Annotated in this window: 13 protein-coding genes; 2 read left to right on the top strand and 11 right to left on the bottom strand. The window is 64.3% G+C overall.

Translation table 11 applies throughout. From position 1 onward, the window contains the following. Positions 1 to 1,488 carry a carboxypeptidase M32 gene (locus tag ACYG9R_RS13255; protein WP_023824266.1) on the bottom strand — a complete coding sequence of 496 codons (1,488 nt, stop codon included), beginning with the start codon at positions 1,486 to 1,488 and terminating at the stop codon, positions 1 to 3. 146 nt (positions 1,489 to 1,634) lie between these two features. Here ACYG9R_RS13255 and ACYG9R_RS13260 point away from each other — a divergent pair, with 146 nt between their 5' ends. Next, on the top strand, positions 1,635 to 1,988 hold the full coding sequence (locus ACYG9R_RS13260; protein ID WP_023711988.1) for a DUF1304 domain-containing protein: 354 nt from the start codon (positions 1,635 to 1,637) through the stop codon (positions 1,986 to 1,988). Positions 1,989 to 2,067: 79 nt separating this feature from the next. Here ACYG9R_RS13260 and ACYG9R_RS13265 read toward each other — a convergent pair whose 3' ends face one another. The 7 genes from ACYG9R_RS13265 to ACYG9R_RS13295 form a co-directional block, all read right to left on the bottom strand. Further along, positions 2,068 to 2,493: a hypothetical protein gene (locus tag ACYG9R_RS13265; protein WP_023824265.1), complete on the bottom strand. Its 426-nt coding sequence runs from the start codon at positions 2,491 to 2,493 to the stop codon at positions 2,068 to 2,070. A 239-nt stretch (positions 2,494 to 2,732) separates the two neighbouring features. After that, on the bottom strand, positions 2,733 to 3,764 hold the full coding sequence (locus tag ACYG9R_RS13270; protein WP_023684164.1) for a peptidoglycan -binding protein: 1,032 nt from the start codon (positions 3,762 to 3,764) through the stop codon (positions 2,733 to 2,735). A gap of 1 nt (position 3,765) precedes the next feature. Beyond that, positions 3,766 to 4,791, bottom strand: coding sequence for a MotA/TolQ/ExbB proton channel family protein (locus ACYG9R_RS13275; protein ID WP_023668754.1), 1,026 nt, complete (start codon positions 4,789 to 4,791; stop codon positions 3,766 to 3,768). A 179-nt stretch (positions 4,792 to 4,970) separates the two neighbouring features. Further along, entirely contained in the window at positions 4,971 to 5,687 is a 717-nt protein-coding gene (gene trhA / locus ACYG9R_RS13280; RefSeq protein ID WP_023688947.1) for a PAQR family membrane homeostasis protein TrhA, read from the bottom strand. Between the two features lie 110 nt (positions 5,688 to 5,797). Beyond that, positions 5,798 to 6,598, bottom strand: a complete 801-nt coding sequence (locus ACYG9R_RS13285; RefSeq protein WP_023684166.1) for an inositol monophosphatase family protein — start codon at positions 6,596 to 6,598, stop codon at positions 5,798 to 5,800. Between the two features lie 22 nt (positions 6,599 to 6,620). Then, entirely contained in the window at positions 6,621 to 7,187 is a 567-nt protein-coding gene (gene efp, locus ACYG9R_RS13290; protein WP_023668757.1) for an elongation factor P, read from the bottom strand. 142 nt (positions 7,188 to 7,329) lie between these two features. After that, a complete protein-coding gene (locus ACYG9R_RS13295) occupies positions 7,330 to 8,193 on the bottom strand; it encodes a LysR family transcriptional regulator (protein WP_023694589.1) in 864 nt (287 codons plus the stop codon). 101 nt (positions 8,194 to 8,294) lie between these two features. Between ACYG9R_RS13295 and ACYG9R_RS13300 the strand changes: the two genes are divergently transcribed. Then, complete coding sequence (locus ACYG9R_RS13300; RefSeq protein ID WP_023711985.1) at positions 8,295 to 9,311, top strand: zinc-dependent alcohol dehydrogenase family protein; 1,017 nt, start codon at positions 8,295 to 8,297, stop codon at positions 9,309 to 9,311. A 9-nt stretch (positions 9,312 to 9,320) separates the two neighbouring features. On the opposite strand, the gene ACYG9R_RS13305 is transcribed toward ACYG9R_RS13300, so the two are convergent. The 3 genes from ACYG9R_RS13305 to ACYG9R_RS13315 form a co-directional block, all read right to left on the bottom strand. Next, a complete protein-coding gene (locus ACYG9R_RS13305; protein WP_023824264.1) occupies positions 9,321 to 10,385 on the bottom strand; it encodes a tetratricopeptide repeat protein in 1,065 nt (354 codons plus the stop codon). Between the two features lie 46 nt (positions 10,386 to 10,431). Beyond that, positions 10,432 to 11,079: a thiamine phosphate synthase gene (locus ACYG9R_RS13310; RefSeq protein ID WP_023694592.1), complete on the bottom strand. Its 648-nt coding sequence runs from the start codon at positions 11,077 to 11,079 to the stop codon at positions 10,432 to 10,434. Between the two features lie 142 nt (positions 11,080 to 11,221). After that, positions 11,222 to 12,139, bottom strand: coding sequence for a DMT family transporter (locus ACYG9R_RS13315; RefSeq protein ID WP_023716071.1), 918 nt, complete (start codon positions 12,137 to 12,139; stop codon positions 11,222 to 11,224). Positions 12,140 to 12,211: the final 72 nt, after the last annotated feature.

The raw sequence follows: 12,211 nt of genomic DNA on the forward strand, positions 1-12,211 counted from the left end.
TCAGGCGGGACCATACCGCTTGCGGAGATGCTCGGTGAAATACGCGGCGTTGAGCTTTTCCCCGGTGGCGCGCTCAAGCAGTTCGGGCGTCGACCAGCGGGATCCCTGCGACCAGATATTGTCGCGGCGCCAGTCATTGATGGCGGCGAAATTGCCCTTGGCGAGGTCGCTGTCGGCTGAAGGATGGTCGCGCGTCAGCGCAGCCCATTGCTGCGCCGCCATCATAGCGCCCAGCGTATAGGACGGGAAATAGCCGAAGGCGGCGCCTGGCCAATGCACGTCCTGCATCGGTCCGTCGGCTGGGTTGTCGATGGTCGAAAGGCCAAGATACTCCCGCATCTTGGCGTCCCAGGCTTCGGGCAGGTCGGCCGCCTGCAGCCGCCCCGAGACCACCTCCTGCTCCAACTCGTAGCGCAGGATGACATGCAGCGGGTAGGTGACCTCGTCGGCGTCGACGCGGATCAGGCCGCGCTCGACCCGGTGCACATGCGGCAGGATGTCGTCGAGCGACCAGGCTTCGCCGAGATGCTTTTCGACCACGGGCAGCGCCCAGCGCCAGAATTCGGGGTTGCGGCCGACCTGTTTCTCGACGAACAGACTCTGGCTTTCATGCACCGCCATGCCGCGCGCCTTGCCGAGCGGCCAGTGCGCCCAGGCCTTCGGCAGGTTCTGCTCGTAGAGCGCGTGGCCGGTCTCGTGCAGCACGCCCATCAAAGCCGACAGGAAATCGGACGTTTTGTAGCGGGTGGTGATGCGAACGTCGCTCGGCACCCCGCCGCAGAAGGGATGGTGCGATACCGACAGAGAACCATGGGTGAGGTCGAAGCCGACCGAAGCCATCATGGCGAGACCAAGCTCGCGCTGTTTGTCGATCGCATAGCTGCCGGAGAGCGGCTTCAGCGGGCGCTTGGCCAGTCGCGCTTCCTGTACGGCCAGCGCTTCCGGCACGAAGCCCTTCAGGAATGTCTTCAGCTCGGTGAAGACCGGCGTGATGTCGGCGGCGCGGTTGCCAGGATCGTATTGCTCCATCAGTGCGTCGTAGGGATCGAGGCCGAGCGCGTCGGCGCGCAGGGCGGCTTCCTCGCGCACCAGCGCGATGACACCTTCGAGCGCCGGCAGGAATCCGGCCCAGTCATTCTTGCCGCGCAGGTCGCGCCAGAGCTGCTCGGAGCGCATACGCGCCACCGTCTGGCGCTCGACGAATTCGACCGGCAGGCAGGTCAGGTTGGTGTATTGGCGACGCAGTTCGCGGACCGCCGCCTGCTGCTCCTCGTTCAGCGCCTCCTGTTCGGCGGCGGCGAGCCAGTCGGCGATCTCCGGCGCCGTTGCCCTGATATGCAGCATCCCGGCCAGGGACGACATGGCTTCGGCGCGCTTCTCGCCGCCGCCGACGGCCATGTGGGTCGCCTCGTCGGCGCCGAGGATAGCGAGCGCATGTTCCAGCGCTTCGAGCTTGTGGCCGAGATCATCGAGCTTCTGAAAAGACATGACAGGTTCCGCGTTTTGGACCGCGGGAAAAGATACCAACGCGCCAGGATTGGCAACCCTCAAAGGTGGCTATGCAGCTTGCGCCGATGAGCTTGTGCGTGGAATGCTGGCTGGCGGTGGAACACCGCCATGCAGGGGAGACTAAGATGATCGGCAATATCCTGGTCGGGCTGGTGGCCCTGATCCACCTCTACATCGTCTATCTGGAGATGGTGGCGTGGGACACACCGCGCGGGCACAGGGCGTTCAACCTCAAGCCGGACTTCGCCAGCGCATCGAAGGTGCTCGCCGCCAATCAGGGGCTCTACAACGCCTTCCTTGCCGCCGGGCTGATCTGGGGCCTCTATCTCGGCGCGGCGGGATTCCAGATCAAGGTGTTCTTCCTGCTTTGCATCGCCGTCGCCGGGCTCTATGGCGCGGCGACTGCCAGCCGGAAGATCCTGTATGTTCAGACCGTGCCGGCGGTGCTGGCCCTCGCTGCGCTGTGGCTGGGCTGGTGACAAAAAAGACGCCCTCGGAACCAGATCCCGCGGGCGTCAGACAGTCCCTTCCTCATTCCTGGAGATATCAGAACGGACCTCAGCCGTTCGGATAATTCCCGCCGTCGGAGCCATCACCGATCATGAAGCCGCTGCCGGTGTCGGACATCAGCCTCTGATCGACATTGTCGAGGCGGCGCAGCAGATCGTGATATTGCGCGGCCGGGATCCGGCCATGGTCCGAAGCGGCGACCCCTTCGGCGGCCTGGCCGATATGCGCCGCACGCAGATGCAGCCACTGCGCTTCCGAGGTCGAGATGCCCTTGGTTTCGCGCGCATCCGCGATGCCCTGTTCGACGCCCCGCACCTGCTCGATCAGGCCGGTCACACGCGGACCGGTCATGTCGGTCGGGTCGCTGGCGTCGAGGGCGCCCTTGTGATGTCCGGCGGCATAGGCGCCGGCGAGTGGAACAGTGATCAGAAGTGTCGTGAGGGTTGCGGTCCTGAGAGTCTTCAAAGAGCGCATGATGTGCGTCTCCTCCTGCTATGGAAGGGGCAAGCGCTTTCGCTCCGCCTTCCGGAAGCGGGCCGTCCGGTTCCGTCGCGTCGCGATGGGAGGCATCGCCGGCGGTTCTCGGCCCTGCGCGTCAAAGTAGGAGCCCGGAAACGCGAAGTGTAATTAAAGAAAGATAATGTTTTCAGGCCTTGCCGGCCTGGCGTTTCGCCCTAGAGTTGAGCTGGCAAACAATTTCGCGTGACTGAAAATCACCGTTCGGTGAGTTTCAGTTCAATGCGTCGGTTCTTGTTGCGGGCGTCTTCGGTGTCGGCGGGGTCGAGCGGCTGGAATTCGCCGAAGCCGGCCGCAACCAGCCGGTTGGCGGGCACGCCGTTCTCGATCAGGAACTTGACCACCGAGGTCGAACGCGCCGTCGACAATTCCCAATTGTCGCGATAGCGGCCGGCGCCGGACAGCGGCTTGTTGTCGGTGTGGCCGTCGACGCGCAGCACCCAGTTGATCTCGGGCGGGATTTCCTTTTGCAACTCGATGATGGCATCGGCGAGCTTCTTCATCTCGACCTTGCCGGCATCGTTGATCACTTCCGACCCGGTCGGGAACAGAACTTCCGACTGGAAGACGAAGCGGTCGCCGACGATGCGGATGTTCTCGCGGTCGGCGAGGATTTCGCGCAGGCGGCCGAAGAAGTCGGAGCGATAGCGGTTCAGCTCCTGCACGCGCTGCGCCAGCGCGACGTTGAGCCGACGGCCGAGATCGGCGATCTTGGTGTTGGAATCGCGGTCGCGCGTTTCGGACACATTGAGGGCGTCCTCGAGCGCGCCGATCTGCTTGCGCAGTGCTGCGATCTGCTGGTTCAGGATCTCGACCTGGCTCAGCGCCTGCTGGCTGATCTGGCGCTGGCTGTCGAGTTCGCCGCCGAGTTCCGCGGCGCGCTGGGTGGCGGCGTCGCCGGCGCCGGCACCTTGCGCCAGCAGCTGCTCGAGCCGGCTCTTCTCAGCTTCGGCGGCCGACAGCGACGCCTGCAGATTGGCCAGCGAATCGTCCTTGTCCTGCGCGCTCGAGCGCTCCAGCGCCAGCAACTGCGTCAGTTCGTTGATCTGCGAGTTGAGGCGCGTGAGCGCCGTATCCTTGCCGGAGAGTTCGCGTCCGAGCAGGAACTGCGCCAGCACGAAAACGGTGAGCAGGAACATGATGGCGAGCAGCAGCGTCGACAGCGCGTCGACGAAGCCCGGCCAATAGTCGATCCGGCGATCGGTGCGCCGGCCCCTGGCGAGAGCCATGCTAGTGGACCCCGGGTTTCTTCAGCGCGTCGGCGATCTTTTCCAGCGTGTTGCGCATCGCCTTCTGCTCGTCCGACTGGGCCTCGACCCAGTCGCGCATGATCTGCTGCTCGGAGCGCATGTTCTTGACCAGGCCGGAAATGCCGTCGGCGAGATTGGCCATGGCGGTGGCGACGCGCGGATTGGAGCCGCCGCCGCTTTCCTGCATGCTGCGCAGCCGTTCCGACAGGACCCGGATCTCGTCGGAGGATTCAGTCTTGGCCGGGTCGGCGACGGCGATGTCGGAGGAGAGATCGGTGACCGAGGACAGCCAGTTTTCAAGCTCGGTATAGAAGCGGGTCTGCGCGCGGCCGGCCTGCAGGTCGAGGAAGCCTAGCACCAGCGACCCGGAAAGGCCGAACAGCGAGGACGAAAAGGCCGTACCCATGCCGGCCAGCGGCGCCGACAGCCCCTGCTTCAGCGAATCGAGCACGGCGGCGGCGTCGCCGGTGCCGGGATCGAGCGATTCGATGGTTTCGCGGATCGAGCCGATGGTGTTGAGCAGGCCCCAGAAGGTGCCGAGCAGACCGAGGAACACCAGCAACCCGACGAGATAGCGCGAGGTGTCGCGGCTTTCGTCGAGGCGGGTGGCGATCGAATCCAGCATGGTGCGCATCGAAGACGTCGAGAAGGCGACCGTCGAGGAGCGGCCGATCATCGCCTTCATCGGCGCCAGCAGCACCGGCTCGGTGGTTTCGGAACCGGCGCGGAAGGAATTGACCCAGCGCACTTCGCGAAACAGTCGTCCGACCTGGGCGAAGGCAAGCAGGATGCCGACCACAAGGACGCCGACGATCAGGCCGTTGAGGCCGGGATTGCTCCCGAAAGCGGTCGAGATCTGGCGGGTGAGGATGGCGGCGATGAAGGCGACGATGACCAGGAAGATGACCATGGTCAGGAGGAAGACCTGCGGGCTCGACAGTTTGTGCGGATCGTACATCAGGACATCAGAACGCCTGCCCACGCCGAAGGATCTGAGAAAAGCCATCCGTGCCCCGTTTCCGATGCTCTATTTGCCTTGACGCAATTCCGAACGGGAAGCCGCTCATACTTCCCTGGAACCGCTCCAGTGCCGCCGATCACGTAATTCGCGACTCTAAACGGAATTGTGACCAAATTGAATGGCGCTTGGCAATATTGCCCGACTGTCGGGCCGCACCACGCCGTTCAGAGGCGGTTGACGACCAGGCAGTCGACCATGGCGGCAAGATGCAGCCCGGCGCCGGTGACGACAAAGCCGTGCCAGAGGGCATTGTGAAAGCGCAGGCGTTTCCAGGCGAAGAAGATGACGCCGCAGGAGTACACGATGCCGCCGGCGACAATCAGCGCGATCGAGGTCGTCGGCAACGTCGCCACCAGCGGCTTGACCAGGACGACGCCGCTCCAGCCGATGGCGAGATAGAAGACAATGGCCAGACGATCGAAGCGGCCGGGCAGGAACACTTTCATGGCAATGCCGGTCAAAGCAGCGGTCCAGACAAGGACAATCATCGGCAGCGCCAGCGGCGAGCCGTCGAGCTGGGCCAGAAAGGGCGTGTAGGTCGCGGCGATCAGGAGATAGATCGCCGCATGATCGAAGCGCCGCAAGATCCACTTCGCCGGCGACGTCACCGGCCACAGATTGTAGGTCAGCGAAATCGACAGCACAGTCAGCAGCGACACCACGAAGAAGGCGGCGGCGATGTATTCGCCGGGACCGGCATGGAAGGCGGCCAGCGCCAGCAACGCCGAGCCGGCGGCTATCGCCAGCACGATGCCGACCGCATGGACGATGCCATCGGCGATCATCTCCGCACGCGAGTAGTGCCAACGCCCGACATAAGGGATTTCAACTGGCTGGTCTGGCTGCGCTTCTCGCGAGGATAGTGAAGGTATGCTCGTCATAAAAAATCCTGCGTCACCCTTATCTGGGCGGCCGCCGGGCAGTATTTCAAGCTTTGATTGCGGTTTTGCGACTGCGGCGCTTCAGCACGCCGCGCCGGCATGCCAAGTGATCAGCGCGCCGAAAGCGGCTTCTTCACCGCCTTGAGCAGCGCGCGCTGTATGACCTCGTTGCCGGCGACGAGCGAACCCGCTTCGAGCATATCCTGGCCGCCATCCATGTCGGAGACGAAGCCACCGGCCTCGCGGATCAGCAGCAGGCCGGCGGCAATGTCCCAGGCCGAAAGGCCGGTTTCCCAAAAGCCGTCCATGCGGCCGGCGGCGACATAAGCGAGATCGAGCGCGGCGGAACCCAGGCGGCGCACGCCCGAGACCTCGGCCATCACATTGCGCAACTCGACGAGGAAATTGCCGTGCTGGCCGCGGCCGAGATGCGGCACGCCGCAGCCGATGACGCAGTCGGTGAGCTTGCTGCGGCCGGCAACGCGCAGCCGGCGATCGTTCATGAAGGCGCCGCCGCCGCGCTCGGCGGTGTAGAGCTCATCCATTGCCGGATTGTAGATGACGGCGGCGACCAACTGGCCCTGTCGCTCCAGCGCGATCGAGATGGAAAAGATCGGAATGCCGTGCAGGAAATTGGTGGTGCCGTCGAGCGGGTCGACGATCCAACGGTGCTGGTCGTCGTCCCCTGCGATCATGCCGCGCTCTTCCATCAGGAAGGCATAGCCCGGCCGTGCCTTCGACAGTTCGGCAAACAGAATGTCCTCGGCCTTGCGGTCGGCTTGGCTGACATAGTCGCCCGGTCCCTTCATCGACACCTGCAGGTTCTGCACCTCGCCGAAGTCGCGCGACAGCGAGCGGCCGGCCTTCATGGCGGCCTGGACCATGACATTGAGAAGTGCGGAGCGTGCCATCGTATCTGTTCCTGCCTACGCGTCAGTCTGCGCGGCGCATGTAGGTGAGTTCGTTGGTGTCGACGACGATGCGTTCGCCAGCGCCGATGAATGGCGGCACCAGCACACGGATGCCGTTTTCCAGCACCGCCGGCTTGTACGAGGACGCGGCCGTCTGGCCCTTCACCACCGGGTCGGCCTCGGTGATGGTCAGCGTCACCTGGTCGGGCAGCGAAATGCCGATCGGCCTGTCCTCATAGAGCTGGACCGTCACCATCATGCCGTCCTGCAGGAAGGCGGCGCGGTCGCCGACGAAATCCTTCGCCAGCTCGAGCTGCTCGTAGCTCTGCGTGTCCATGAACACCAGTGCGTCGTCCTGGGCGTAGAGGAAGGAAAAATCCTTCAGGTCGAGCCGGATCTGCTCGACGGTCTCGGCCGAGCGGAAGCGCTCGTTGAGCTTGGTGCCGTTGATCAGGTTCTTCAGTTCGACCTGGTTATAGGCACCGCCCTTGCCGGGCTTGACGGTGTTGGTCCTGACCGCCACCCAAAGGCCGCCATCGTGCTCGATGACATAGCCGGGACGGATTTCGTTGCCATTGATCTTGGCCATGATGAGATTGATCCGGGATGCTACCAACGGCTTGGCCGTTGGTATGGGGATGGTCGCTGGACAAGCGATTTCGGGCTCCCAAGACCACAAATCGGCAGGAGAGGCAAGGGGATGCCAGATCGCCCGACAAGGGCTGGTAGCCTCAAACCTGGGCCGCAATGACTCTGCCGACAGCCTCGACGATGGCGTCCGCAGCCTCAGTCAGCCGGTTGAGATGAGGCGAACGAAGTGCGGCGACCTGCAAGGAAAGGTCGACATCTTCCGTGTTGACCAGCATGAGGCCGTCGGGAAGTCCGCGCCTTGCAAGACGCAACGGCACTAGCCCAAGGCCGTGCCCCCGACGGACCCATTCCATCTGCAAGGCCGGATCCTGTATCTCCGCCGCGATCTCGAAATAACGCCTTCCGCCGACCAGAACGGACATGAGTTTCTGGCGCGCGTCGCAAGGGGCCGGACTAAGCACCCACGGCATGGGTGTCCGGCCACCGTCTTCCGGATCGGGGACGGTGGACGCAGCTATGACGCCAAGACGTTCAGTGCCAAGCGCTTCCGGGCCTGGCTTATCCGACGATCGCAGAACAATCGTCACATCGAGCTCGCCGCGTTCGAATTGACCGATTAGTTCGGCGCTCCAGCCCGTCTTGAGCCGTAGCGACACTTTCGGGAACGCCGCCGCGGCGTTGGCGATGGCCCCGGCGATGTCGCGGTCCGAGAGGCCATGGGCGAGACCCAGGCGGAACAGTCCTTCCGGCTCGGTCTTTCCGGCGAAGGATTTCAGCGCTTCTACGGAAGCGATGATATCGCGTCCGCGCGCCAGCACTTCCAGCCCCGTCGGCGTCAGTCGCGGCGGCTTTTGCCGGCGGTCGAGCAGCGTCGTGCCAAGCATGTCCTCCAGCCGCTGGATTTGCCGGGTCACAGCCGGCTGCGTCAGCGGCAGGCGCCGGGCGACCTTCTGGATCGAGCCCTCCTCGGCAAACAGGGCGAGCGTGCGCAATTCCTCAAGCATAGCTAGAACTATGTCTCGTAAGCATAATCATTGTAAACATTATGAATTTGAAATCCATCGCCTGGCAAGCAATTTTCCTTTCAAACGAAAGGACGACGACAATGAAGGCAATCGAACTGCAGAAGCCGGGCGGCATCGACAATCTCAAGATGGTCGAACGACCAATGCCGGAGCCCGGCCGTCAGGAGATGATCGTCCGCGTCAAGGCGACGGCGCTCAACTATCGCGATGTCGAGATCGCGCGCGGCAGCTATCACACGACATTCCCCTTGCCGCTGGTGCCGCTTTCCGACGGCGTCGGCGAGGTCGTCGCGCTTGGCCCCGAGGTCAGCCGCTTCAAGGTTGGCGACCGGGTCTGCGGCACGTTCTGGCAGCGATGGGTCGGCGGCAGCTTCGCCATGGCCGAACCTTCCTACCAGCGCGGCGGCCCGATCGACGGTTTGCTGAGCGAATTCGCCCGGCTGGACGAACAGGCGGCTGTCATCGCGCCGGCGCATCTCAGCGACGTAGAGGCGGCGACATTGCCTTGCGCCGCCGTCACTGCCTGGCATGCGTTGTTCACCGAGGGCAAGCTCAAGCCAGGCGAAACCGTGCTCAGCCTCGGCACCGGCGGCGTGTCGCTGTTTGCCGTGCAGTTCGCAAGGGCGGCCGGAGCGCGCGTCATTGTTACGTCGAGCAGCGATGAGAAGCTTGCCTGGGCGAAGGGGCTTGGCGCGCATGATGGCGTCAACTACCGCGACGATCCGGATTGGTCGTCGGCCGTGCTGGCGCTGACCGATGGCCGCGGCGCCGATCACATCATCGAAGTCGGTGGTCCCCAAAGTTTCGCGCAGTCGCTCAAGGCGTCGGCGCGCGGCGCCCAGATCAACGTCATCGGTTATCTCGGCGGCAGCGAAGGGGTGATCAATCCGCTCGACATCTTCCGCCGCCAGGTGAAAGCACGCGGCATACCGGTCGGCTCGCGCGAGTCCTTCGAAGCGATGAACCGGGCGCTCGCCGTCCATCGGCTGCGGCCGGTGATCGACCGGGTCTTCCCCTGGGCAGAGGCAGCACAGGCCCTTCGCCATCTCGAACACGGCTCTCCCTTCGGCAAGGTCGTGCTGGATCATACACAGTGACGTTGCGTGTCAGGGCAGGCGGTTGGCCTTCTGCAAGGCTTGCTTTGTCTGGTCGTCGGTCAGCCCTTGCAGGAAATCGTCCATCTCCGGATCGATAAGGCCGGCGCGCCGGGCGACCACATACCAGGCCCCGGCCAGGATCAGGTCGGGGTCGGTGCCGATGCCGCCCATATAGAGCTTTGCCAACCGGTTCTGGGCAGCGACATTGCCGCCTTCAGCTGCCTGCTTCATCCAGTTGAAGCCGGATTTCAGGTCGCGAACACCGCCCCGGCCCTCGATCATCCAGGCGGCAAGATCGATCTGCGCGGTGTCGTAGTTCTGCCTGGCAGCCTGTGCCAGCAAGCTGCGCGCCTTTGCATCGTCCCGCGTCTTGCCGCCGACGCCATTGGCATAGACCTGCGCCATCGCATACTGGGCGTCGGCAAGCCCTGTCGCCGCGGCACGCTCATAATAGGGCACAGCCCGGGCGATGCCGGCATCGCCCGGATCCTGCTGCACGAGCAATTGCGCGAAGTTGAACTGCGCCAGCCGGTTGCCGGCCTCGGCGGCGGCCTGCATCAGCGCAAAGGCTCCCTTCTCGTCCTTCTTGACGTAGCGGCCGTCGAGCAGCATCAGCGCATACTGGAACTGCGATTCAGGAATCCCCTGCTCGGCGGCCTGCGCATACCATTTGGCGGCCTCAGCCGGGTTGAGCGGCACGCCCAGCCCGCGCGACAGAATCTCGGCCACGAGCGTTTGCGCCGCCGGGTCGCCATTCTTGGCCCGCACCAACGCCAGATTGTAGGCGGTCTTGTAAAGACCGCGCTGGAAAGCGCCATAGGCGGGGTCCGCCGGCTTGGCGCCGAAACGTTCGGGGTTGATCGCGTCGGCCGACGGCAGCGGCGCGGTTGTCGCCGGCTGCGGCAGCGGGGTGTCGATCGGCTTGTCGATATGGACGCCGGAATCCGTGGCACCGGCTTTTGGGGCACCCGCATCGGGGGCGACCGCATCCGGCACGCTGAGGGCGGGCGCGCTGGTGTCCGGCCTCGGCTGCGGCAGCGGAACGGTCTCCGCCGCGATCGCTGCCCCGCTCATCAAGGCCGCAACGAGAACCGCGAGAGGAAGTCCAGGTCGGCCCACGTCAGCCCTCGAAGCGCGGCGCGGTTTGGTCGAGCAGCGCATTGGCGGCAGCAATCGCCGCCTTCGGATCGGCGCCTTCGGCAAAGACGGCGCTGGACAGCGCCACGAACTCGGCGCCAGTGGCGGCCACCGCTTCTACCGAAGCGATGGCGGAACCGGCCATGACGATGCAAGGGATCTCAATCACGTCCGCCCACCATTGCCCGAGCGACAGGTTGCGCGGATGCGGTTCCGGCTTGTTGTCGTAGTCGAAGCGGCCGAAGAAGATGTAGTCGGGCCTGGTTTCGCCGAGTTCCAGCGCGTCGTCGCGCGTCTTGGCGCCACCGGCGCCGACCATCATCTTGCCCTGGAAGTGTTCGATGGTCTCGGCGAGCGCGTCCTTGGAAACCTCGACATGAATGCCGTCGGCCTGGACACGGCCGGCAATGCGGGTATCGCCGGCGATGATGACGGCGATGCCGGCCGCTTGCGCGGCCGGTACGATCTGTTCTGCGAAGGCCTGGAAGGCAGCCTCGTCCATGCCGTTCTCAGGCAGGATCAGGGAAGCGATATCACCGCCGTCGAAGGCAGCCGCAATGCGCTGCGCCGGAGCGTCCTTGGGTGCGATCAGCACGATGCGGCAGCGGTTGGGGGGTGTTGCGTCGTTCATGGCTTTCGATCCCGGGTTTCGCCTATGCCGGGCGAAGATGGTTGCATTGCGGCATAGAACAAAGCGCCCGCCTTGAACAGGCGGGCGGGGATCGATGCGATGGCTTTGGTTTACGATCGCCGGCGAGCCGACGCTCTGCGGCTCATTTGACGGCTTGCGGGCTTTCGGCCGGCGATTTGGCCCTCCACAAAGTCCAGCCGAGATTCATGCCGGCGGCGGCGATCAGGATGGCGGCTGCGCCGACGAGCTGGGCCGGATGCAGCCGGTGGCCGAAGGCCATCACATCGACCAGGATCGCAACGACAGGATAGATGAAGGACAGCGACCCCTGCAGATGCGTCGGCAGTTTCTGGATGGCGGCGTACATCAATATGTACACCAGGCCGGTGTGAACGACGCCAAGCGTGGCCAGCATGGCCCAGCTCCAGGCATCGGCGGGCAAATGCGAGAGGTTGGCAAAGGGCGCCAGCATGACGACGCCGACGCAGACCTGGATCAGCGCGATCAGATGCGGCGGGGTGCCCTTGAGCTTCTTGGCGACGATTGCCGCGACAGCCCAGAAGAAGGCCGCTCCGAGCGCCATGACGATGCCGATGACATAATCTGTGCCGGTTATGCCGGAACCGACACCCGCATCGGGCCCTGTCTGCACGATCAGCAGCATGCCGGCGAAGGCGATGCCGAGCCAGGTCAGCTTGGCCAGGGTCAGCCGCTCGCCGAAGAACAGCGCGCCGAAGCCGACCAGCATGAAGGGCTGCGTGTTGTAGACCGCCGTGGCAATCGAGATCGAGGCGCGGGAGAAGGCGCTGAACAGCAACAGCCAGTTGATGACAATGGCCGCGCCGCCAAGAGCGGCGATGGCAACAATGCGCAGCGTCAGCCTGCCGCGCAGCAGCCCGAGTGCCGCGCAGGTGATCAGCAGCGCCACCGCTCCGAAAGCGCAGCGCCAGAACACCACGTCCATGACGGGCTGGCCCGACATGACGACAAACCAGCCGATCGTGCCGACGATCGTCATCGCCGCCGTCATCTCGATCGTGCCGCGTACCGTGTTGTCCATGACAATACCTCTATCTGTTGAGGCCATAATCTCATGCCGTCTTGAGGGTTTATATACCCTATGAAAGGTGAT

This window comes from Mesorhizobium sp. RSR565B (assembly GCF_054719465.1).

Coding starts and splice junctions, on each gene's coding strand:
- ACYG9R_RS13310 (WP_023694592.1), bottom strand. CDS start 11,079: ATGAACGACGCAACACCCCCCAACCGCTGCCGCATCGTGCTGATCGCA.
- ACYG9R_RS13315 (WP_023716071.1), bottom strand. CDS start 12,139: ATGGACAACACGGTACGCGGCACGATCGAGATGACGGCGGCGATGACG.
- ACYG9R_RS13260 (WP_023711988.1), top strand. CDS start 1,635: ATGATCGGCAATATCCTGGTCGGGCTGGTGGCCCTGATCCACCTCTAC.
- ACYG9R_RS13255 (WP_023824266.1), bottom strand. CDS start 1,488: ATGTCTTTTCAGAAGCTCGATGATCTCGGCCACAAGCTCGAAGCGCTG.
- efp (WP_023668757.1), bottom strand. CDS start 7,187: ATGGCCAAGATCAATGGCAACGAAATCCGTCCCGGCTATGTCATCGAG.
- ACYG9R_RS13300 (WP_023711985.1), top strand. CDS start 8,295: ATGAAGGCAATCGAACTGCAGAAGCCGGGCGGCATCGACAATCTCAAG.
- ACYG9R_RS13265 (WP_023824265.1), bottom strand. CDS start 2,493: ATGCGCTCTTTGAAGACTCTCAGGACCGCAACCCTCACGACACTTCTG.
- ACYG9R_RS13275 (WP_023668754.1), bottom strand. CDS start 4,791: ATGGCTTTTCTCAGATCCTTCGGCGTGGGCAGGCGTTCTGATGTCCTG.
- ACYG9R_RS13285 (WP_023684166.1), bottom strand. CDS start 6,598: ATGGCACGCTCCGCACTTCTCAATGTCATGGTCCAGGCCGCCATGAAG.
- trhA (WP_023688947.1), bottom strand. CDS start 5,687: ATGACGAGCATACCTTCACTATCCTCGCGAGAAGCGCAGCCAGACCAG.
- ACYG9R_RS13305 (WP_023824264.1), bottom strand. CDS start 10,385: ATGAGCGGGGCAGCGATCGCGGCGGAGACCGTTCCGCTGCCGCAGCCG.
- ACYG9R_RS13295 (WP_023694589.1), bottom strand. CDS start 8,193: ATGCTTGAGGAATTGCGCACGCTCGCCCTGTTTGCCGAGGAGGGCTCG.
- ACYG9R_RS13270 (WP_023684164.1), bottom strand. CDS start 3,764: ATGGCTCTCGCCAGGGGCCGGCGCACCGATCGCCGGATCGACTATTGG.